General features: G+C 63.6%; 16 protein-coding genes. 7 read left to right on the top strand and 9 right to left on the bottom strand.

What is annotated here, in order from left to right:
• Positions 1-48: 48 nt before the first annotated feature.
• The 6 genes from BLT40_RS15885 to rpsU all read right to left on the bottom strand — a co-directional run bounded on the left by BLT40_RS15885 (position 49) and on the right by rpsU (position 11453).
• Complete coding sequence (locus BLT40_RS15885; protein WP_090354814.1) at positions 49-7680, bottom strand: Tc toxin subunit A-related protein; 7632 nt, start codon at positions 7678-7680, stop codon at positions 49-51.
• Between the two features lie 120 nt (positions 7681-7800).
• Positions 7801-8415 (bottom strand): DedA family protein, encoded by a 615-nt coding sequence (locus BLT40_RS15880; protein WP_079520664.1) that lies wholly within the window; start codon positions 8413-8415, stop codon positions 7801-7803.
• Positions 8416-8506: 91 nt separating this feature from the next.
• Positions 8507-10249: a DNA primase gene (gene dnaG, locus BLT40_RS15875; protein ID WP_036116393.1), complete on the bottom strand. Its 1743-nt coding sequence runs from the start codon at positions 10247-10249 to the stop codon at positions 8507-8509.
• 61 nt (positions 10250-10310) lie between these two features.
• Positions 10311-10484, bottom strand: coding sequence for a DUF1328 domain-containing protein (locus tag BLT40_RS15870; RefSeq protein ID WP_036116391.1), 174 nt, complete (start codon positions 10482-10484; stop codon positions 10311-10313).
• 174 nt (positions 10485-10658) lie between these two features.
• Positions 10659-11102 (bottom strand): GatB/YqeY domain-containing protein, encoded by a 444-nt coding sequence (locus BLT40_RS15865; protein ID WP_079520662.1) that lies wholly within the window; start codon positions 11100-11102, stop codon positions 10659-10661.
• A 135-nt stretch (positions 11103-11237) separates the two neighbouring features.
• The gene (gene rpsU, locus BLT40_RS15860) at positions 11238-11453 is read right to left on the bottom strand and encodes a 30S ribosomal protein S21 (protein ID WP_029213735.1); all 216 of its coding nucleotides are present in this window, start codon (positions 11451-11453) and stop codon (positions 11238-11240) included.
• Positions 11454-11536: 83 nt separating this feature from the next.
• On the opposite strand from rpsU, the gene tsaD reads away from it, so the two are divergent.
• From tsaD to BLT40_RS15835, 5 genes are all read left to right on the top strand, one after another.
• Positions 11537-12559 (top strand): tRNA (adenosine(37)-N6)-threonylcarbamoyltransferase complex transferase subunit TsaD, encoded by a 1023-nt coding sequence (gene tsaD / locus BLT40_RS15855; protein WP_079520740.1) that lies wholly within the window; start codon positions 11537-11539, stop codon positions 12557-12559.
• A 107-nt stretch (positions 12560-12666) separates the two neighbouring features.
• Positions 12667-13026 (top strand): dihydroneopterin aldolase, encoded by a 360-nt coding sequence (gene folB, locus BLT40_RS15850; protein ID WP_036116385.1) that lies wholly within the window; start codon positions 12667-12669, stop codon positions 13024-13026.
• Positions 13027-13052: 26 nt separating this feature from the next.
• Positions 13053-14306 carry a mechanosensitive ion channel family protein gene (locus BLT40_RS15845; RefSeq protein ID WP_156108808.1) on the top strand — a complete coding sequence of 418 codons (1254 nt, stop codon included), beginning with the start codon at positions 13053-13055 and terminating at the stop codon, positions 14304-14306.
• Between the two features lies 1 nt (position 14307).
• Positions 14308-14808: a 2-amino-4-hydroxy-6-hydroxymethyldihydropteridine diphosphokinase gene (gene folK, locus BLT40_RS15840; protein ID WP_079520661.1), complete on the top strand. Its 501-nt coding sequence runs from the start codon at positions 14308-14310 to the stop codon at positions 14806-14808.
• 107 nt (positions 14809-14915) lie between these two features.
• Complete coding sequence (locus tag BLT40_RS15835) at positions 14916-15770, top strand: DUF6159 family protein (protein ID WP_079520660.1); 855 nt, start codon at positions 14916-14918, stop codon at positions 15768-15770.
• Between the two features lie 133 nt (positions 15771-15903).
• Here BLT40_RS15835 and BLT40_RS15830 read toward each other — a convergent pair whose 3' ends face one another.
• Both BLT40_RS15830 and BLT40_RS20670 read right to left on the bottom strand, forming a co-directional pair.
• The gene (locus tag BLT40_RS15830; protein ID WP_090354812.1) at positions 15904-16641 is read right to left on the bottom strand and encodes a pteridine reductase; all 738 of its coding nucleotides are present in this window, start codon (positions 16639-16641) and stop codon (positions 15904-15906) included.
• Positions 16642-16693: 52 nt separating this feature from the next.
• Positions 16694-17701 carry a hypothetical protein gene (locus tag BLT40_RS20670; RefSeq protein WP_255364037.1) on the bottom strand — a complete coding sequence of 336 codons (1008 nt, stop codon included), beginning with the start codon at positions 17699-17701 and terminating at the stop codon, positions 16694-16696.
• 292 nt (positions 17702-17993) lie between these two features.
• Here BLT40_RS20670 and BLT40_RS15820 point away from each other — a divergent pair, with 292 nt between their 5' ends.
• Together BLT40_RS15820 and BLT40_RS15815 are read left to right on the top strand one after the other, a co-directional pair.
• Positions 17994-20105, top strand: a complete 2112-nt coding sequence (locus tag BLT40_RS15820; protein ID WP_090354808.1) for a TonB-dependent receptor — start codon at positions 17994-17996, stop codon at positions 20103-20105.
• A gap of 81 nt (positions 20106-20186) precedes the next feature.
• Positions 20187-21380 (top strand): class I SAM-dependent methyltransferase, encoded by a 1194-nt coding sequence (locus BLT40_RS15815; protein WP_090354806.1) that lies wholly within the window; start codon positions 20187-20189, stop codon positions 21378-21380.
• Here BLT40_RS15815 and BLT40_RS15810 read toward each other — a convergent pair.
• The gene (locus tag BLT40_RS15810) at positions 21377-22600 is read right to left on the bottom strand and encodes a multifunctional CCA addition/repair protein (RefSeq protein ID WP_090354804.1); all 1224 of its coding nucleotides are present in this window, start codon (positions 22598-22600) and stop codon (positions 21377-21379) included. The two genes, BLT40_RS15815 and BLT40_RS15810, sit on opposite strands and share 4 nt — an antisense overlap.
• Between the last annotated feature and the right edge of the window lie 7 nt (positions 22601-22607).

Below are 22607 nucleotides of genomic sequence, written 5' to 3'. Positions count from 1 at the left end.
TATCCACGCCGTGACGTGGTACCGCCAGTGTTCACGATCGGCTTCGGGTCATTCGTCAAGGGGATGATTCGAACGAGCGTGCTCGGTGATTTTCCACTCCGCACCGGAGATGTCCACGACAACGCGGTCGTATACCCCTTTCCTGGTATCGGTCGAAGCTTCGTCCAGCAACTTCCCGTCCTCGCTTACCATGGCCAGGACGATATCGAAGATGGCGTATTGCCCAGTAACGCGCGACGTTAACGAGCCGAGGATGGCCAGCGTCGTATCGTTCGCAATGGCATCCGGCATGGATTTTCGGTAGTAAGCGGCAACACTGGCAGCCTTGGCCTGGGGACCGAACTTCGTGGTGCCAACGATGATCTCGTAGAAGTTCTTAAAGAAAGCCACAGCTATCGCTGGGTCGATCTCGGCTGGATTCTCCTGATATGTCGCCACCGGGCTGGCCAGCGGAGATCGGCCCAGAACCTTGCTGCCGGGTGTGTTCGCAAGGGCGCTGGCTGCGGCCGCGAATGCGGCTCCCCCATCACGAGCCGTGTACTTGACGCGGAAAATGACGTCGGTGAGTCGCGAGGCGCCTTTGCCCAGCACCGTCTCCCACCCGGTCTTGATGCCGGGCAGCTCCAGTCGCCATGTTGAGATGGCGCCCGTGCCTTCGAAGGGCAGTAGCCGGCAATCGTCAAAAAGCAGCGAGGCCAGCACGCTCTCACCTTCCGCCGTCAGCGCGTCGGCGGTCCGTGTCGACACCGCGGTCTGCTGATTGGCCCGCACAGAGGTGCGTAGCGCCTCGTGTGTGCCGGTCTCGGGTTTGTAGAGGCGTTCGAGTGCCTTCGTGTCCGCCTCAGTAAGAATGGTGCTGCTGATCTGTGTGAGTAAAGCGGGTACGTGGCACGTGGGCTCGACGGCGTCCACGCCATTCAGGACGAGCGTGACCGAAACATGCTGGATCTGGCGCAGGTAATGTCCCGGATAATCCTGATCGAACAACAGCGACGGCAGCGAGAACACGAAGCCCCTGCCGGACAGTCCCTGGCGCAGCGCCGTCACGTCATCGCCACCCTTCAGCCCCGCAAGCGATATATCTCGCTCCATCAGTATCCGCCGCTCGTTTTTGCGAAGGTAAGCGGAGTCGATCATCAACAGGTCGCGTTGAAACGATTCGCCGGCCAGCATGCCTTTCCACTTGTCGGACCACGCTGCGGAACTGACAAACTCGCTGGTGAAATCGCCCGTGTCGCGTTGGTAAGCAGCCTCCGCATCCAGGCACAGCGCGAAGACCGCGTCATATGCCATCGAATAAATCGATGTCAGTTGGGAGATCATCCAATGATAGGTCGGCCCGATGGCGAAGCCAGTCGTCATGAATACGTATTCCTCATCCATGAGGCGCAGCTTGGTCTGGGCTTCCTCCAGCGCAAGACCCGCCGCCGCCACCGCAAGGTCCTGCACCGCTATCTCGCTGTCGCAGACCGACAACTCGGCCTTGGCGGTCGCAATCTCAAATTTCCATTCCGCCGTGCGGCGAGCGAACTCGGCCTCTTTGAAAGCCGCCTGCGCCGCCACGTCCATCATGTCGGCCGCGTATTTCACGGCCTGGCTCACTGCGCCGGCGATGGCTCCTGGCTTAGCACCCCCTGAGGCCACCCCGAAGATGGTCGGATAGACTTCGCTCCCTTTCTCGACGCTGCCGAACACCCCAGCCTGGGTGCGCAAGAAACCGGCCGTCGTGCCGAGCACGAAGCCAGCGGCCTCGTTGTGGTAAAGGCCATTGTCCACCAACTGTTCGAAATGCTTCTTGCGCTCGAGGAGAAGGTCACGACCGCGCTCAAGCTTTAGTCGCTCGGCTCGTGCGGACGTGAGCCCGTTGTTCTGAAGATTGATGGTGAAGCGGTGAAGATCGATAAGGTTCTTCTGCTGCATGACCGCCAGGTCGGCGTCGAACTCCGCCTCATACACGTGGAACAGTTGCTGGCCCATCTCCGTCAACCAAGCCGCCGCCTCCCGGGCCTTGGGCATGATCTCGCCATATCGGTAGCCCGGCGCGGTCAGCGTCCGGGATGGTCTGCCCTGGCTCGATGAGCCCGTGCGCGGATTGAGCAGGTAATTGAGTGAGGTCTCGCCCGCGTACAGGGGAAGTAACCCGGGTTTGCCGTCGAGGGTCAAGCCATGGCGTAGGTTGTCCATGCGACGTACGAGATTCCGGTGAGCCTGCGTGATCCGCCGGTCTGGCGAGGCATGCAGGGCTTCCATCGACAGCGACTTCAGTTCGGTTACCTGCCACCGCTCCGGGGCTAACGGTTCCGGTAGCCGACCGATAAGACGCATTGCCTTCTCGTAACACAGCCACGCTTCCACCAGTGCGTCGCGCGTCATTTGTCGGTAGAAACTGTCGCCTTCGGCGAGCCATAGGTCGACGAGGAAAAGGAACGTCGCGCGACGATAGTGGTCGAAGTTAAAGTCGGCCAATGCGTCCGGATCCTGCACATAGGTCTGGCTGGCGAGCGCACCGCCCTTGAGGGTGAGCGGCACGGCATTCCAGTACCTCGACATACCATTACCGCCATCAGGCAAACCGCGCTGCGGATCGAACAGGTGCCTCGTACACCATTCCTCAGCGAGACGGAATTGCCTTGTTTCGCGAAGACGCCATGCGACCAGCCATGGGACGTGGAAGAAGAGCTCCCAGAAATACACGCCGTTGCAACCACCGAAGTCGATAGGCGACGACGAGGCATCGCTGGTCGCGCCAGGCTCTTCCATCGTTTGCGTGCTCCAGGCGAGCACGCGCTGAACGGAGTGTGTGGCTAAGGCAACGAGGCGCTTGCCGAAAAGGGTGCTGAGGGGAATCGCTGTCGGTGGCAGCGTGCTCCCTCCTTGCGCCTTACGATTCGCCTCGGTGAAGTCCAGGCTATGCATGCGGGACGCATTGCATCGCATGACGACCGACGGCACACCATCGTCGGGTTGAAGCTCGTCCGCCAGCAGGTCGACAATCGCCAGGCGCGCAGTTCGCGTGGCATATGGTTCCGACTCGGGCTTCAGGCGGCTGAGCGTCACCGTGATTTCGAATGGATCGTTGAGCTTGCTTCGCTCCACGAATAGTTCACTCGTCAAAGCGGCGGGACCATCACCAGCCTTACATACGAATTGGGCAAGTTCCGCACCCTTACTATCGGTAACGCGAACGAGCGTGTCAGCCAAAGCAATCCCGGAGGTTGGAAAGTTCCACTCCCACCGCCCCATCGAATACCGGAAGTCCCGGTTATAGACACTTACCGAGCCCAGCAAGCTTTTTGCTTCCTGGTAAGAATAGTAACCAAAGTTACCGGACCACTTTGCGAAGGAAAGTGAGCGGCTCGATCCGTCCGAGAAAGTCAATTCGGCCGTTTTGCCGGGTGCTCTGCTGTATCTTCTCAGCTGGAGGTAGCCAGGCTTCGACGGTGAGAGCCAGAGGTTGGTATCGTAGCTGTCGGTAGACGGCATATCGCTAGGTAAAGACGGTAACGCCATGTTCCCTTCTATCCCGTACGAGACACGTATCCGATCCCCGTTCGCCGCGGGATCTAATTTGATAAAAGGAATGTGAAGAGGTTCTGAGACAGGACCTTTGATATAACTCTCAAGAAGAGCTTCTTTATCCTTTTTATCCGTGCTCGCAATCGCTTCGGCTTCTGCCCTCCATTCATCTTCAAGTTTCGTCAACGTCCGATTTAACTTTTCATCCGCAATGACGTTCTGGCTTTCGCCAGCTAACTCGTCGCGTATGATGGTGGTAGCTCCCACATATCGATGCTGAATGACCCTGGGGTCGTCGAACATCCTGCTCCACTGGTCGACGAGCTTTGCCTCGCGTGGGCGTCCGACCGGGTCGTCTGTATCGATCTCCCGCGTTTCGACGAGAAGAAGATCCTTTGCGGCGATGTAGTAATCGCTGTTGCGCGCGTAAGTGGCCTTTTTCTTCTTCCAGGACACGTCGGTATCGCGTGTGACCAGTAGAGCGACCAGCCAGGGATCGTCCGTACGTGGGCCGCTTTCGTCCACCATCACGACAATGCGGGGTTGGTAACTCAGCGTTTTCATCAGGGTCTTGTCAGGTTGGCCACCGCACCGTTCAGGCCGACCCGCCGGATCGGTGCCGTCGAGCCGAATAAGCTCGTTGGCCGTGCTCCATTGACCATCGGTCTGCAGGTAGGCGTAACACAGCCGGAAGACATAGACGTCGCTTGTCTTGTTGTCGAAGTTCGCGGCGGTGCCGTCACGCTCCAGCCACACGACGTATCGGCGCCCTGCAATGACGACCGGGCGAACCGCATCGATCGAGGTTCGCGGGTCGTTGCCGAAGTTGGCGCTCGTTTCCTTGTTGAGAGGTGTCTGCACGATGACGCCCGTGGCGGGCAGCGTGATCTTCTGCCATTCTCCCCAGGCCAGCATGCTGGGTGCGCCGCGGGTGTCCCGTATCGACATGTCCAGTGTGCGCCAGTAATACTCCGCCGGCTCCACGTTTGATCGGCCGATGAAGTGAAACGTGTCGTTCTGAGGATCCACCCCGTCGTGATACGCGGATAGCGGCTGGATATTGCTGACGCGCTCGAAGCCGGCCAGGTAAGTCAGCATAGCGGTCTGAATCTCGTCGGCAGCGAACTTACCCTGCCCCACGAGTTTTTCAAAAGCCTCGAACAGGCTTGATTTGCTGCTCCGGCGGGATGGATCGAGAAAGCCCGATGGCTGGCGCTTCATCGTGTTATAGGTCTGCCATGAGCCGAACTGGCTGCGCCAGGCGCGCCACGCCTTGCGTTCGCTGACGAAGTGTTCCTGCCATGCATAGCCATCCTCCAGGCGCGCATACACGCGATGGATGTACTGCTGCAGGCTGGCGATGGCGGCGGCGACACGCGTCGTACGAGGCTCGCTTCCCACTTCGACGTCGATGAGCAGGTAGGCGGACAGGTCGACACGGCGCACCATCTCCGGCAGTGGTACGGGCTGCGAGCTTCCGAAATGCAAAAGCCACGTGCAGAGTGCGTCGCGCCAGGCTTCCGCGAGCGTGCCATCCAGCACGGTACGCTGGGAGGCGTCCAGGGTGGTACTCAGGCCCGCAGCCACGCGCTCGACCTGCGGCGCGTCCGGCGTCCCTTTCATGTCATTGAGATCCTTCAGCGTAGCGACCGAAATTCCCAGCTCACGCTGCAAGGTCAGCAAACGCATGACATAGTCGATGTCCGCCACGTCTCCCGCGATGCCGGCAACGGCCTTTTTTCCGATGCTCCTGGTGAGCTCGCGGATCTCCGTGGGGGTGGCGCCAAGCAGTCTGGCCAGGTTCGCTGCCGCTTCGTCAATGGCAGGCGGCTCCTTTTCATGGGTGCGCTTCAGGTACGCCAATGCATCTGGCTCGTCGAAGCCAGTTGCAAGCATTCCCACCCAGTCCCGGTAGCGGCTTAAACGATAGAGCATGTCAAGCCTGATCGAATGTGTCGGCTTGCCGTCAGAGCTCCGCAGGTTGAACCATTCCGGATGAGCGACGAGGCCATCGAGACACGTGCCGCTGAGACCGAACATGCGGACCACCGAAGCGATACGGTGAACCCGATGCCAGCGCTGCGTCATGTCGCTGGAGAATGTGCTTGCGTCCGCGGCACCATCGACGCGGTTGTTTAGAGCCATCATGGCGTCGCCGAGCAACTGGTAACCGCTGACGCCGGCCCAGGTCAGGACGGCCGGGGCCTGGGCGACGTCAAGTGCGAATGCCGTGCGCAGCAATTGACTCGCGACCTCGTTCTGAGACGCGGCGGTATCGGCGATCGCATTGCCGAGTTTTGACACGTAGTCCTCGACGGGCGATACGGTGTCACGCTTTTTCAGCTTCGTCAGAAGCCCGGACAGCTTGATACGCAGGGCTGGACTCTGCATGGCCTGTGCGACGGGAAGGATCAGTCCGTTGTTGTCCACGAACTCGTTCAGGACCTCGCTCCACGCTTTTCCACCGAGGTCGTAGTCGACCTCGGTGTCTCGCATGAGCTTCTTGATCGTCAGCGTATCCAGCCGACTGGTCGACAGCGATTGGGCAGCATCGGCAAGAGCCGCCAACCAGGCGTTGGTGGCGGTGGTCGGCGCCGTGTCGTCACAGAGCGGCTCGAGCTTAATAAACGAAAGATGGTGCTGCCGGGCCCAGTCGGCCGCGTTCCAGAGGGCCGGTATGACATCGAGGATGTCGAAAGCATCCAGCGAGCTGGTTATAAACGGGTTACCCGCGATCTGGGCGTTGTAACCGTTGGTCTGCCGCTCGAGCAGGTCCAACATGGCGAGCCCTTCTTCGATGCTAAGGCCGAGCAGACGCGGTAGCGACGTCAGGCGGTAGCAGGCGGAGATCACTGGCAGCGTGCACGCCCTTGTTTTCTGCACCGCTTCGACACGTTGCAACAGTTGTTCCAGCAACGTGGTATCGATGCGCAGTGCGGTGGCGAACGCGGCGGTGTCGTCTGCCGTGAACGGCTTGTTGGTTACCTTGATCAGGCTGTCGAGCAGCGCAGGCGTACGACCGACTGCATAGACGGGGAGGTTCCCGATAAGCGCGGCGAACCCGTCCGGGGTGATCTCTGTGCTGGCTTTCAGATGGCCGTAGAGGCCTAGCGCGCGTAGCGTCTGCTCGGTCGGTAAGCTATCCGCCGCTGCCTTCTCTGCAGCGAGCGCGCTGCGAAGCAGCAGATCGGCTTCGGCGTACGAAACGTTGAGGCGCGTGCGGACCTGCAGCAGGCGCTGCATGCGATCCATGTGCTTCGCTGTTAGTCCGGCGATTTCCGTATCCATGGCGTCGGCGGATCCGGCACGCTGTTGTATCCATAGGGGGCCGGCGCCTGCATTGATAAACGCAGCCCCATACGCTTTGCTGGACGGCTTGCCCGTGCCGTCGGGAGCGTATCGGGCGAGAGACACAGCGGTGGCTGCATCGGCTTCCTTGGCAACGCCGTCTACGGCCAGAAGATGGCGTACATCACGACGTTTCAGTCCCGCGGCTTCCATGAGCGTCTTCACCGCGCTCAGTTCGCCAACGGTGGCGCCAGCTTTTTTGCTGAACAACGCTGCCGCGGACGCATCCGTCGTCACGGCTGGCCCGATCAACATCTTGCGCACGGCTGGAGAGAAGCCGCAGCCCATTGTCACTGCGTCGCGCAAGCCTTTACTGGGTTTCTCCGTGGCGACGAATGCCGGGAACTCCGGATCCGAATGGCGCACTGCCCGCCATAGCGGGATGCCGCGCAGGTGGAGGATGCTGAGTACGCGATTCCATGGCGCGTCATAGGGGAGCCCGATGGGTGTCGTGGCACTGACCATGCGCTCCTGGACGCTCGTGGAGCTGCCGGTGCACAGGACAATGCGCTTCTCCAGCAGCTCGTTAACGAGATCGAGCGTGGAATATTCCCGACGGAGCGCCGCGCTATCGAGAGCGAGGTCGGGGAGGTCTGGTCGTCGCATCGCGAGCAGGCAGGCTTTTTCGGGGGCGGCGCCCTCTTCGAGCCGGCTGCTCAACGTGAACAAGTCGCTGAGATAAGCCACCGGGCCCGTCTCGTCGTCGACGGCTCCTGCCACCGTCAGCAGATTCGCATTCTCGGCGAAGAGTGCGCTGTACGTAGCCGCGTCGATGGTGGCGGATTGAGCATTCGTGACGTCGCTGTCGCTGCTCATCAGGGATCCTTCCCTTGGTTAAGGCGACGGAACGTCGCGTATCAGGACGCTAGCAGTTGCATTCAGGCAGTGATATAGACCGTTTGTTGTAGGTGACCCGCCGCGAATCACTACGGAGGCTTAGCGCTCGTCGGCCGATTTGTGCTTTCGCCACCAGATGACGCCCAGGCCGATCAAGGCCGCGGCAATGGCCAGGTAAATCCCCGTCTGCCCGCGACGAATCCACATCGACAGCCATTCGTGGTTATGCGCGCCGAAGTAACCCAGGTAGACCCAGATCGGCACGCTGATGGCGGCGGCAAGGCCATCGAGCAGCAGAAAGCGGAAGAAGCCCACGCGATGAGTGGCACCGGCGGTGATGAACACCGCGGTACGCATACCCGGCAGGAAGCGGGCCACGAACATCATGCGGTTGCCGTACTTCTCGAACTTCTCCTGCACTTTCGCATAGCGCTCGGGGGTGAGCAGGCGGGCAACGACACGCCAGCTCATGATCCGGCCGCCGAAATGCCGGCCGAGCAGGAACATCGTGGAGTCGCCGAACAGCACGCCCGCCATGCCGACGCCCACCATGGTGTGGACGTCGCCGTAGCCGAGCCCGGTGATGATGCCGCCGGCCACGAGAGTGATGTCCTCGGGCAGCGGGATACCCGCGCCACAAAGCATCAGCGCGAAGAAAACGGCGGCGTAGCCGTTCCTTCCGAAAAAATCGACGAGGTCGTTGAGTAGATCCATCAGTGGCGCGTAAAGCCGGCTGGGGCCGGTCCCTTCGAGGAACGAGGCGGGGATGATCCCATGGATCGTGTTATGAGAGCGGTGCGCCGCATCATTCGCCCGCCGTGCGGGCCGGCGCGGCGCGGGCCGCCAGGAGAACGCGCAGTTCCGCCTTCTCGGTGTCGTCCAGCACGCCTTCGCGAACCCGGGAGATCAGATACTCGCGGCGTTGTGTCGTCGCCTGGCGCTCCATCTGAATCAGCGCGTCGTGGAACTCCACACGCTGCATCTCCGGCTCGCCGATGACCTCGGCCGACATCAGCTTCTGCAGCGAGGCGTACTCCGGACGCTCCATGAAGTACTCGACCAGCACGGCCGGGCGGATGCCGGGACGCGCGCGGGCCACATCGAGCAACTCGGCCAGCAGCGCGACGCCAGGCCGGTCGAGGCGGAGAAACGGGTAGGGCGGCTCCACCTCGGCCGCCAGATCGGGCTGGGCGAGCAGCAGGGTGATCGCGCTGCGGACCAGGCTGCGCTGGACGTTGGTGGGGCGGTTGGCGTCCTGGCGCGGGGCCGGCGGCTCAGGCTCCAGTACGGCACGGGCGCCGGTGCGGCGCTCCAGCTCCTGGCCCATGAGATCGCGGAAGGCGCCATCGGGCAGCTTGGCGATCAGCGGGCGGGCCCGCTCGGCCAGGCGGGCGCGGCCGTCGAGGCGGGTCACGTCCACGTCCCGGGCCAGTTCCTCAAAGAAGTACTCCGACATCGGCATGGAGTCCTTCATGCGCTTCTCGAAGCCTTCCTTGCCTTCCTTGCGGACCAGGGTGTCCGGGTCCTCCCCGTCGGGCAGGAACAGGAAGTGGGCCTGGCGGCCGTCGCGCATGCGCGGCAGCACCGATTCGAGCGCTCGCCACGCGGCGGCCTTACCGGCACGGTCACCGTCGAAGCAGAAATAGACGTCGGGGGCGGCACGGAACAGGACTTCCGCGTGGTCCGGCGTGGTCGCGGTGCCCAGCGTGGCGACGGCGATGGGCAGGCCGGCCTGATGCAGGGCGATGACGTCCATGTAGCCCTCGACCACCATGATCCGGGTGACCTGCTGGTGCGCCTGTTTCACCTGCCACAGCGCGAACAGTTCCTTGCCCTTGTGAAACAGGGCGGTCTCCGGCGAATTGAGGTACTTGGGGCTCTGCTCGGACGACAGCACGCGGCCGCCGAAGGCGATGACCCGACCGCGGCGATCCAGGATGGGGAACATGACCCGCTCGCGGAACCGGTCGTATCTGTTGCCGCGCTCGTTGCTGGCGACCATCCCCGCTTCGTTGAGCAGCTGGCGCCGACGGTCATTCGTGCCCAGCGCCTTCATCACGCCGTCGAAGCCAGCGGGCGCCCAGCCGATGCGAAAGCGTTTGACGATCTCCTCGTCCAGTCCTCGGCCGTCGACGTAGGCCTTCGCCTCGGGGCTGCTGCCCAGCTCGCGCTGGTAGAAGCTGGCCGCTTCGTCGAGGAGGGTGTAGAGGTCGCTGCGGTCTTCCCGTGGCTTATCGTCACGGCCGCCCTCGTAGGGCACTTTCAGGCCGGCGGACTGGGCGAGTTCCTCGATCGCGTCGGGAAACTCGAGCCGGTCGTAGTCCATGATGAACTTGATCGCGCTGCCGTGGGCGCCGCAGCCGAAGCAGTGGAAAAACTGCTTCTGCGGGCTGACGTAGAACGACGGCGATCGCTCGTTGTGAAACGGGCAGCACGCCGTCCATTCGCGCCCCGCCTTCTTCAGCGGGACGCGCCGCTCGATCACGTCGACGATGTCGACGCGGGTCAGCAGTTCATCGATAAAGCTGTCGGGAATACGGCCACGCATCAGTCGCCTAGGATGCCACGCATCCGCTTCCGTATGGAGTCCGCATTCCCTTATCGGGCGATCAGAACGCCAGGTGGAAGACGCCGATGACCGCCAGGATCGCGATCACGAACAGGATCAGGAAGATGGCGAAGCAGACCTTGGCGATCGTGCCGGCGATGCCCGAAATCCGGCTGAAGCCGAGGGCGCCGGTGACCAGGGCGATGAGGCCGAAAATAATGGCGTATTTGAGCATGGGATCTCTCCGTCGAGCGCCGGAGGAACGTCCTGCCAGCCGCGGTGCGGAGCATGCTCACAAATGTGTAGGCTCGCCGTGAAACGGCGAGGCATGTAGGAGCGCGCCTGCGCGCGAAGCCCACTCCGCGTCGGGCTCGGGTCGCGCGCGGGGCGCGCTCCTACAAGTACTGGCTCAGGCGAGTCTGGCCTTAACCTTACCGGCCACCGCGCCCATATCGGCACGCCCGGCGGCCTTTTCCTTCACCAGCGCCACGACCTTGCCCATATCCCGGGCGGTCGTCGCACCCGTCTCGGCTATCGCGGCGGTGATCACGTCGTCCAGCTCGGCGTCGGTGAGCTTGGCCGGGAGGTAACCCTCGATGACGCTCATCTCATAGCGCTCGATGGTCGACAGGTCGGTACGACCCGCCTTGTCGAACTGCTCGATCGAGTCGCGGCGCTGCTTCTGCATCTTTTCGAGGACGGCCAGGACCTGGTTATCGTCCAGCTCGATCCGCTCGTCGACTTCGCGTCGCTTGATCTCGGACTGCATCAGGCGGATAACTGCCAGACGGTCTTTCTCGCCGCCCTTCATGGCGGCCTTCATGTCTTCGGTGATCTTGGCTTTCAGACTCATGGCATTTCTCCGGGACGACGAAAAGCCGGCTCCACCTTTCGGCGAAGCCGGCTCGGTTTTCCGCCTGATTGCGGCGGCAGCGGGCGAACGCGCCAGCCGCGGATCCAACACCCGACCGTGAGGCCGGGGAGGCAATCAGTACATGCGGGTCCGGCGCGTCGTGTCGCGAGACAGACGGCGGAGGTGACGCTTCACGGCAGCAGCGCGCTTACGCTTACGCTCCTGGGTGGGCTTTTCGTAAAATTCGCGCTTGCGCGTTTCGGCCAGGACGCCAGCCTTCTCGCACGTACGCTTGAAGCGGCGAAGGGCAAGCTCAAACGGCTCGTTCTCGCGGACTTTAACGCTCGGCATGGAAACTCCACTTGTTTAAACTGACCCGTCTACCCGGGTGAGCCGTGGATTATAACGTGATCGATTCGAAAAATTCAAAGCCCGTGTTAGGTGTGGAAACGTCCTGTGACGAAACGGGCGTCGCCCTGCTGCGCTGGGACCCGGAGAAGCCGGGCCGCGGCCTGCTTTCCCATGCCTTGTTCAGCCAGATCGCCCTGCACGCCGAGTACGGCGGCGTAGTGCCCGAGCTGGCCAGTCGCGACCATGTCCGTAAGCTACTTCCCCTTGTGCGAGAAGCACTTAAGGACGCGGGTCTGACACCGTCGGATCTCGGTGGCGTGGCCTACACGGCGGGTCCCGGCCTTGTGGGTGCCCTGCTGGTGGGCGCGTCGGCGGCCCGCGCCATGGCCTGGGCGCTCGGCGTGCCGGCCATCGGTGTTCACCATATGGAAGGTCACCTGCTGGCGCCTTTGCTGGAGGATGACCCGCCGGAACCGCCCTTTGTGGCGCTCCTGGTCTCCGGCGGCCACTCGATGCTGGTCGAGGTGAAGGCCATCGGCGAGTACCGGATTCTTGGCGACACGCTGGATGACGCGGCGGGTGAGGCCTTCGACAAGACCGCCAAGATGATGGGTCTGCCGTACCCCGGCGGTCCCGCGCTGGCCAGGCTGGCGGAGCAGGGCACGCCGGGGCGTTTCCGCTTCTCCCGGCCGATGACCGACCGCCCGGGGCTCGATTTCAGTTTCTCCGGCCTTAAGACCCAGGTCCTGCTGGCCTGGCAGGCCTCGGACAAGACGGATCAGACCCGTGCCGATATCGCGCGGGCCTTTGAAGAAGCCATCGTCGACACCCTGGCGATCAAGTGTCGCCGGGCGCTCGAGGCCAGCGGTGCCAGACGGCTGGTGATCGCGGGCGGCGTCGGCGCCAACAAGCGTCTGCGCGAGCAGCTGGCCGAAGCCGGTGCGAAAGACGGTTTCCGGGTGTATTTCCCAAGGCTGGCGTTCTGCACCGACAACGGCGCGATGATCGCTCTGGCAGGAGCGATTCGCCTCGCGGCGGGTCAGCAGCAGGACCGCACGATTCAGGTGCACCCGCGGTGGAGTCTCGAAACCCTTCCAGCCGCCTAAGGCTCATGTAGGAGCGCGCCCCGCGCGCGATCGCCCCCGGGGCGTATGTTGCACAAATCGCCCCGGTCGCCGACCCTGTACGCCCCTTCGCACCACCAGAACCCCTCATGGATATCGTCTTCATCGAAGACCTGCGCATCGACGCGGTCATCGGCATCTACGACTGGGAGCGCCGGATCCGGCAGACGCTGTCGTTCGACCTCGAAATGGCTTTCGACAACCGCAAGCCGGCCGCCAGTGACGACATCAACGAGACGCTGAACTACAAGTCGATTTCCAAACGCCTGCAGACGTATGTGGAGTCGTCCAGCTTCGGCCTGGTCGAGACACTGGCCGAGCGCTGCGCCGAGATCGTCCGTGAGGAGTTCGGCGTGTCGTGGGTTCGCCTGAAGCTGTCCAAGCCCGGTGCCGTACGCGGGGCGAAGGCCGTGGGTGTCCGCATCGAGCGTGGCACCCGACCGGAATGATCCACTTCGAGAAAACATTGACCGTCATGGAAGATTTTGTCGCGTCGCCCGAGCTGAAGCGGGTGGCTTTCGTCGCAGGCCTGTTCGTCGTGGCCTGGCTGGTTGGCCTGCTTGGCCGCGTGTTCCTGCATCGCGTCGTACGTGTCGCCACCCGTCATACCGCCTGGCGCTGGGACGACGCGCTCTATGAGTACGGCGCGTTCCGCTGGCTGGCGCGCATGCTACCGGCCATCGTCGTCTATTACGGCATCGGGATGTTCCTCTCGATCGCCGACGACGACATGGGTGCCTTCATCCGCAACCTTGCGGTCTGCTGGATGATCGTCTGCGTCATCGCGTCGCTGGGTCGCGCACTGATCGCATTCGAATCGCTGTACAGCGCTACGCCCGCAGGTAAGCGTTCGATCAAAGGCGTGGTGCAGCTGCTCCAGCTGGCGCTGTGGATCGTCGCCCTCGTTTTGGTGATCACCAAACTCACCCATCAGAGCATCGGCCTGCTGCTGTCCGGCATCGGCGCGATGTCGGCGGTATTGCTGCTGGTTTTCAAGGATACGATTCTCGGCTTCGTCGCCGGGATCCAGCTCAGCACCAACGACATGCTGCGCGTCGGCGACTGGATCACGATGACGTCCGCCGGTGTCGACGGCGACGTTATCGACATCACGCTGCATACGGTCAAGGTGCGCAATTTCGATCGCACCATCGTGACGGTGCCGACGTGGCGGCTGATCGCCGAGTCGTTTCAGAACTGGCGCGGCATGCAGGATTCCGGTGGCCGGCGGATCAAGCGCGAGCTGTTCATCGATGCCGCGGGTGTGCGGTTTCTCGAGGACGAAGAGCTCGAGCGTTTCGGCAGGATGCATCTGCTGACCGCCTATCTCGAGCGCAAGCGCGAAGACATCCGTCGCTGGAACGAAGCGCTGGGTGACGCCGGCAAACTGCCGGTCAATCGCCGTCGCCAGACCAACATCGGGGCGTTCCGTGCTTACGCGGATGCATACCTCAAGGCGCATCCCGATGTGCACGACAAGATGACCCGCATGGTGCGTATGCGCGATCCGGGTGCCCTGGGCATCCCGCTGGAGATTTACGCGTTCACCAATACGGTGGTGTGGCTCGACTACGAGCGCATCCAGGCGGATATCTTCGATCATCTGATTGCGATCCTTCCCGAGTTCGGGCTGCGGCCGTTCCAGCAGCCGTCGGGTGGGGATCTGCGCGAGGGCTTCGCGTCCATGCGGTCGGCCGCCGTGGTGACGCCGGTCGCGGCGGAGGACTGACATGGGCCGCGCGTATCTGAGTCTCGGTTCCAACATCGACGCTGCGCGCTGGCTGGGTGCGGCGGTCGCCGAGTTGCGGGCGCGCTTCGGTGCGCTGGATGTCTCGCCGGTGTACCGCAGTGCCGCTGTCGGTTTTGACGGGCCGGACTTCCTCAACCTCGCGGTGGCGCTGGACAGCGACCTGGGGCCGGAAGCGCTCAATGACTGGCTGCACGCGCTTGAAGATCGGCATGGACGGGTCCGGGGCGGCGAGCGTTACGCCGACCGGACGCTGGATGTCGATATCGTCCTTTATGACGATCTGGTCCTGAGCGGGAAGGGGCACCTGGAGCTGCCACGGGGCGAGCTTCGGCATGCGTTTGTGCTTAAACCGCTGGCGGATATCGCGCCGGACGTGCGCCACCCTGTGGATGGACGGACGCTGGGCGAACTCTGGGCTGCCTTTCCGGCGGAGAGTGAGCCGCTGGTGGTCGACGAGGCCTGCACGGTCGCCGTTGCCTGAGAAAGCCGTCGGTCCGGACGTCCTGTCCCGTGACAGACAGCCTACGGTGGCGGCTGGCCAGCCAAGGTGATACAACGCGTTCCACCAAGGGGTTCTAAGGAAAGGATATGGGTAAGTTCGCACGCAGCTGGGCGCTGATGAAGTCCAGCGCCACGATCCTCCGCCAGGACAAGGAGCTGATGCTCTTTCCACTCCTGGCCGGTCTCGCCTCGCTTCTGGTCATCGCGACCTTCGCCTGGCCGGTGATCGCCATGATCGGATCGAATCAGGTCGATCTCGAAGGCCAGCGCCATCACGTCTCGCCGCTCTTTATGCTGGTCAGCTTCGCGTTTTACTTCGTGCAGTATGGCGTCGTGATCTTCTTCAACGTCGCGCTCGCCTCCGCCGCCATGATCCGTCTCAACGGTGGCAACCCGACGCTCGGTGACGGCCTCCGTGCCGCGATGGGCAAGCTGCCGAACATCATCGGATATGCCCTGATCGCCGCCACGGTCGGCATGATCCTGCGTGCGCTGCAGGAACGTCTCGGCTTCGTCGGCCGCATCGTCGCCGGTATCCTCGGCTTCGGCTGGACGGTCGCCACCTTCCTCGTCGTGCCGGTGCTCGCCGCGCAGGACATCGGCCCGGTGGACGCGGTGAAGCGCAGCACCTCGCTGCTGAAGGAAACCTGGGGCGAGAACCTGATCGGCAACGCTGGCATCGGCCTCGCCGGTGGCATCCTCACCTTCTGCCTGATCTTCGCCAGCGCCGTCTTGTTCTTCGGTGCCGTCGCGACGCATTCGGTGGCGTTGATGATCACGGTCGGCGTTGCGGCGGTCGTCAGCCTCGTCGCGCTGAGCCTGTTCCAGGCGGCGATGCACGGCGTGTACTCCGCTGCGTTGTATCGCTTCGCGACGGAAGGCGACCCGGGTCAGGGCTTCGACCGCGCTCTGCTGGAATCGGCGTTTCGTCAGAAGAACTAAGGCACCGCTGTGATGACGAGGAAGGCCCCGACCACGTTCGGGGCCTTCTTCATTTGTAGATGCTGGAAGCCAACCGATGCCGGTGGGAGCGGACCCTGCCGGTGCTATCACGTAGCCCTTGCGTTACCGCGAATCAGATGTTGAGTGCGCGGCCGCCGTCGACGCGGATGACCTGGCCGGTGGTGTAGTGCGCGTCCATCAGCAGCCAGCGCACGGCTTCGGCGACGTCGGTGGGCTCGCCTTTGCGGCCGAGCGGTGTTTTGGCGATGAGGGCATCGGCGGCTTCTTCGGGCTTGCCGGACTCGGGCCAGAGAATGGCGCCGGGTGCGACGGCGTTGACGCGGACGTCGGGTGCGAGGTCTTTGGCCAGCGCCTGCGTGAGCATGTTCAGAGCGGCCTTCGCCATCGAGTACACCGCGTGTCCGGCAAGCGGACGTTCGGCGTAAATGTCGACGATGTTGACGATCGATCCGCGCGCTTTACGAAGGGCGGGAGTCGCTGCCTGTGCGAGGAAAAACGGTGCGCGCGCGTTGGCGGCGAACAGGTCGTTCCAGTGGGCTGCCGTGGTGTCGCCGATCGGCGTCGGGTAGAACGCGGACGCGTTGTTGACCAGTCCGTCGAGGCGGCCGAAGCGGTCGGTGACGGTGGCGATGAGCATGTCGGGTGTGGCGTCGTCTTCCAAAGCGCCGGCGAAGATGGCGGCGCTTTCAGGGCGCGCAGCGTTGAGCTCCTGCGACAGAGCTTTGGCTTCGTCTGCCGATTGACGATAGTGAATAGCGACGTCGCAGCCTGACGCGTGCAGGTGACGCACGATGGCGGCGCCGACGCGGCGTGCGCCTCCGGTGACGAGGACGACCGGTTGCTTGTTCACGTGCGACTCCCTGTTCTATCGGTGGGGAGCTTGCCGTAAACGGGCGCTGTCGTCACGTCGCGGGTTTGATTTTGCGGGCAGCTGGTTTCTTTGCGGGCGCGCGGCGGGCGGCGGTTTTCTTTGTCGCTTTCCTGGTGGATGCCTTGGCGACCCTGGTGGGGGTGGCTTTGCGGGCGGCGGATTTCTTGTCGGTGGCGCGTTTGGGGGTGGCCCTTTTTTTTGTCGCTGCCTTGCGGGAGTGCCCTTTGGGCGCATCGCCAGCAGGGCCGGCTCCTACAGAGGCTGCGGCTCGCCTGGCGGTGGGGCCAGGCGGGGTTTCGCCAGCGGAGCTGGCTGCCACCGGGCCGGCGGCGCCCGAGGTGTGTGGCGCTGGCTCGCCTTTCGGCTTGTTGCGCGAGGACTTCTTGCTGCCGCTGCCGTCCGGGGTGTCGTCGCCTTCGATGTGGATTTCGCCGCTGAACAGTTCCATCGCGGTTTTGGCGACCTGGCCGGTGTCGTAGTAGGCGTAGGCGCCGACGCCAAGTGCACCGACGATGGGCAGCCAGCGGGAGATGCCTTTGCCTACGGCGCGCTTCGAAACGCTGACGCCGATGCGACCGGCGAGACGCTGGAGAACGCTGGTGGCGGCCGTACGGAAGACGAGGCGGTCGCCGACACGGATGGCGATGTCACGGAAGGCCTGCGCGGCGGTGTGGCGGAACAGGCACCAGAGCATTTGTTCCTGACCGAGCTTCGCCGTTTTGCCATAAGCGGCGGCGATGTCGCTGACCAGCTGGCCCTGGATGCGCCAGATGGCGACGAGTTCGGGGAGAACGGTCAGCCAGCCGAGGGGGCCCGGCGGCAGGGCGAGGGAGCCGGCTGTCAGGCCTGCCTTGTTCGCCGCTGCGCTGGAGAGGCGGCGGCACTCGTCCTCGACGGTGCCCTTTGCGGCACGGGGGACGTCGCTGTCGGGGATGCGGCTGACGAACTCGAGAATGGCTTTCGCGACGGGGCTTTCGGCGCGGTCGGCGACGACGGCGATGATTTCTTTCGAGGTGGAGGTGGCGTCTTTCTTCGCCATGGGGGCTCCCTGGGGTTCGATGGAAGTAATGGTGGGGGTGGGAGCGTGAGTCGGTCATGAAGCCTTGAGGCGGGGTGGGTCGCCAGCAGGGCTGGCTCCTACAAGGAGCCGGGTTTGATCGGGGCGGGACGATGGGCCGCATGTTGCGGTGCAGCGGGCGGGTGTATGCTTTGAGGTAAATCTCAAGGATGAAAGCGGCTCGAAAGGTGCAGACCTCATAGTCGCCTCGCCCAATTCCCCCTTCCTGCGGCCGCAGGTAGTTACGTTATAACATTGCCAAGAAGAGTCCCTGATGACCCCCGTTCGCCTTGCACTCTGCATCGCCCTTGCCTTGTCCGCCGCTCCGGCCTTCGCGACCGACGACCCGGCTCCGCCGCAAAAAACCACGAATCTGGGCGAAGTGGATGTCAGCGCGCAGCTCGACGCGGCGCGTAACAGCCTTTCGCCCGACACCGGCAGCAGCCAGTACGTCATGGATCGCCAGACGATCCAGGCGCTGCCGCTGGGTGATTCGACGCCGCTGAACCAGGTCGTCCTTCAGGCGCCGGGCGTGGTGCAGGATTCCTACGGCCAGCTGCATGTGCGTGGCGACCACGCCAACCTGCAGTACCGTATCAACGGCGTGCTGATCCCCGAGAGCATCGGCGGCTTTGGCCAGACGCTGGATGCCCGCATGATCGACAGCGTGAAGCTGCTCACCGGCGCGCTGCCCGCGCAGTACGGCGAGCGCACCGCGGCCATCGTCGACATCACCACCCGCACCGCGAAGGACGGCATCGGCGGCAGTGTCGGTATCACCGGCGGCCAATTCGGCACGCTGAACCCGAATGCCACGCTGTTCGGCAAGAAGGACGACTGGAGCTTCTTCCTCACCGCCAACTACCTCGAGAACGACGTCGGTATCGAAAACCCGACCTCCAGCCGCAAGGCCGTCCACGACCACACCAACCAGGTGAAGGCATTCGGCGACATCTCGTACCTGATCAACAATGACACGCGCCTCAGCTTCATGTTCGGCGCGACCAACAACCGTTTCGAGATCCCGAACAATCCCGGCCAGTCGCCGCAGTTCGGTTATCTCGACGTGACGGACTTCGACTCGGCACAGCTCAACGAGCGTCAGTCGGAGAAGACGCGCTTCGGCATCCTCAGCCTGCAGGGCAAGATGGGTAGCACTGCCTATCAGGTCTCGGCGGGCGAACGTTACAGCGGTCTGAACTTCACGCCGGACGACATCGGCGACCTGATGTTCAACGGCGTCGCATCGGACGTCCACCGCGCCAACCGCGCGACCACCCTGCAGGCGGACTTCTCCACGCCGCTGGGCGACAACCACACGCTGCGTTACGGCGTTTACGGCGAGTTCGAACGCGCGACGTCGAGCAATAATGCGCTGGTGTTCCCGGCCGGTGCCGACGGCAATCAGACGTCGACCACGCCGATGAACATCCTCGACAGCAGCCGCATCCTGGCCCGCACCTATGCCCTGTACCTGCAGGACGAGTGGAGCATCGGCGACAAGTGGACGGTGAACTACGGTGCGCGCGCGGATCGCTACGATGCGTTCAAGCCGGAAAGCCAGCTGAGCCCGCGCCTCGGTGTCGTCTATCAGCCGACCGACAGCACGACGATCCACGCCGGTTACTCGCGTTACTTCACGCCGCCGGCCAGCGAGTCGATCAGCCCGACCTCCATCGCCAAGTTCAACGGCACGACCAACGCGCTGCCGGACAACGGTAACGACACGCCGCTGGCCGAGCGCAGCAGCTATTACGACGTGGGCATCTCGCAGAAGCTGGGTGACCAGTGGACCGTCGGCATCGACAGCTATCTGCGTCACGTTGCGCGCATCCAGGACGAAGGCCAGTTCGGCGCCGCCGTGGTCTACTCGACCTTCAACTACGACCAGGGCAAGGTCAAGGGCGACGAGTTCACCCTGAACTACAATGGCGGCGCACTGACCGCGTACTTCAACTTCGCGTACAACCGTTCCGTAGGCAAGCGCATCATCACGGGTCAGTACAACTTCGATCCGGACGATCTCGCCTACATCCAGGACCACTTCATCCACCTGGATCACGACCAGAAGTACACCTCGTCGGGCGGCATCAGCTACGCGTTCGCCGACAGCACGCGCATCGGTGCGGACTACCTGTTCGGTTCCGGCCTGCGCCGCGACGGCCTCGTGCCCAACGGCGACACGATGCCGTCGTACTTTCAGCTCAACCTGAGCGTGGCGCACGACTTCAACCTCACCAGCCTCGGTGCTACCCACACGCAGCTGGCTCTGGTCAATGCGCTGGATCGCACGTACGAACTCCGTGACGGTTCGGGCATCGGCGTCGGTGCGCCGCAGTTCGGTCCGCGGCGCGGCGTATTCCTGTCGCTACAGCAGGACTTCTGAGTCCGGGCGCTTCCCGGGGGCTTCGCATCCCCGGGAAGCGCTCCGCTGCAACGGGACCGTGCCTTCGATTATCCTGAAGGCATGAATACCCGGCTTCCCGAACCCAGCGCCGACGAGCGCGCTCATTCCGAGCATCTGATCAGCCTCCTGCGCGAGGAGATCGCGGCCCACGGGCCGATGCCGTTCTCTCGTTTCATGGAGCGCTGCCTTTACGCCCCTGGCCTCGGTTATTACAGCGCCGGCAAGACCAAGTTCGGCGCGGACGGCGACTTCGTCACCGCACCGGAACTGGGGACCTTGTTCGCCCGTTGCGTCGTGCGCGCGTTCGAGCCGGTGCTGGCGTCGCTCGGCCCCGAGGCGGATTTTCTCGAGATCGGTGGTGGCAGCGGCGCGTTCGCCGAGGCGGCCCTGCTGGCGCTCGAGGCAGCGGGTGTTGTGCCACGCCGCTTCATGATCCTGGAACCCAGCGCCGACCTGCGTGAGCGTCAGCGCGAACGACTACATGCGAACCTTCCCGCGGGGCTTGCGGCACGTGCCGTATGGCTCGACGGTCCGCTGGAGGAGGAGTGGGACGGCGTGATCTTCGCCAACGAGGTGATCGATGCGCTGCCGACGACGCGGTTTACCGCGCGCGACGGAGAAATCTACGAGGAATACGTGATCCTCGACGGCGATGGCCGCTTCATGCGCAGCGATCGTCCGGCGGATGCGCTTGTCGGCGGCGCCGTCCGTCACGTGGAGCGTGACCTCGGACGCGAATTCGACGCGGGTTACCGGACGGAGATTCTTCCGCAGCTGCCGTACTGGATGCAGGCGGTGGCGGGCACGTTGCGCCGTGGCGCGATGGTGTTCGCCGACTACGGCTACACCCGCAATGAGTACTACCTGCCTGAGCGCACCGACGGGACGTTGCGTGCGTTTTATCGGCATCGTGCGCATGGCGACGCGTTCTTTCTTCCGGGACTGCAGGATCTGACGGCGTCGGTCGACTTCACGGCGCTTGCGGAGGCGGGAAATAACGCCGGGTTCGGTGTCGCCGCGTATCTTCCTCAGGCGCAGTTTCTGATCGCGGCGGGGATGCAGGAGTTCTTCGAGGACGATTACCTGCGGCTCAGCGATGAGGCGGCGCGCTTTCGTCTGTCGCAGGAAGTGAAGAAGCTGACCCTGCCCGATCAGATGGGGGAGCGGTTTCAGGTGATGATGTTCGCCAAGGGCGTGGATCCGGCGGCGTTGCCGGTTGCGGTGTTGGCGGCGGATCAGGGGGCTCGGCTTTAAGGCTTAGGCACCGACGCGATGGCTGATGCCTGGGCTTTTTTCATGGCCTCGCCGATCGCCGGGCCTTGCAGGCCTTTTTCGACGAAGGGTTGTGAGGTAACGGCCGCGGCGGCCTGGCGACAGGCGCGCAGGAAGTCGGCTTGCGGGTAGGGAGCGCCAGTGTTGCCGCCGCGGCCGCGCTTGTCGGCCATGCAGGCAAGGAGAAAAGTCTCGAGCCGTTCCGGTCGGCGTAGCGCGCCGAGTGCTTCGAGCAGGCGAAGGATCGTGGTCGGCTTCAGCTCGAGCGCCATGTGTGCGTTGAGGTGGTGTTTGCAGACCATCTCCGCCATGAAGGCGTATTCCGCGGGCACTTTGAGTCGCGCGGAGATCTCGCGCACGGGCTCGATGCCGCGCTGCTCATGCATGATGTGGCGAGGCAGGACGTCCGCCGGTGTCAGCGCCTTGCCGAGGTCGTGAGTGAGGGCGCAGAAGCCGACCAGAGCGTCGCCGGGCGCGAGCGCGGCCGCGGCATCCAGCACCATTTCGATGTGGATGCCCGTGTCGACTTCCGGGTGGTATTCGGGACGTTGCGGTACGCCGTACAGCGCGTCCACTTCCGGGAACAGCACGCGCAACGCGCCGCTCTCGCGAAGTACACGCACGAAGACCGACGGCGCCGGTTCGGCGAGTGCCTTGCGGGTCTCGGCCCATACGCGCTCGGGAACGAGATGGTTGATTTCACCGTCGTCGACCATGCGTCGCATCAGCGCCATGGTGTCCTCCGCTACGGTGAAGCCCAGCGGAGCGTAACGTGCGGCGAAGCGCGCGACGCGCAGCAGGCGGACCGGATCTTCGGCGAAGGCATCCGATACATGACGCAACGTACGTGTCTCGATGTCGCCTACGCCACCGAACGGGTCCACCAGTGTGCCGTCCTCGTGCTGGGCGATGGCGTTGATGGTCAGGTCGCGGCGCTCGAGGTCCTGCTCCACCGTGACGGACGGATCGGCGTGAAACGCGAACCCGTGATATCCGCGACCCGTCTTTCGCTCGGTGCGAGCGAGGGCGTATTCCTCTTTCGTTTCTCCGTGCAGGAAGACGGGGAAGTCCTTGCCGACGGCCTTATAGCCAGCGGCGAGCATGGCTTCGGGCGTGGCACCGACAACCACCCAGTCGCGATCCACGACCGGACGGCCCAGCAGCTGATCGCGGACGGCGCCGCCGACGAGGTAGATATCCATAAGATCG

Origin of the sequence: Dyella sp. 333MFSha (assembly GCF_900102405.1) — a bacterium.
GTDB classification, from domain to species: domain Bacteria; phylum Pseudomonadota; class Gammaproteobacteria; order Xanthomonadales; family Rhodanobacteraceae; genus Luteibacter; species Luteibacter mycovicinus.
Note: the sequence above shows the minus strand (reverse complement) of the source record. Positions and strands in the feature narration are given on the sequence as shown.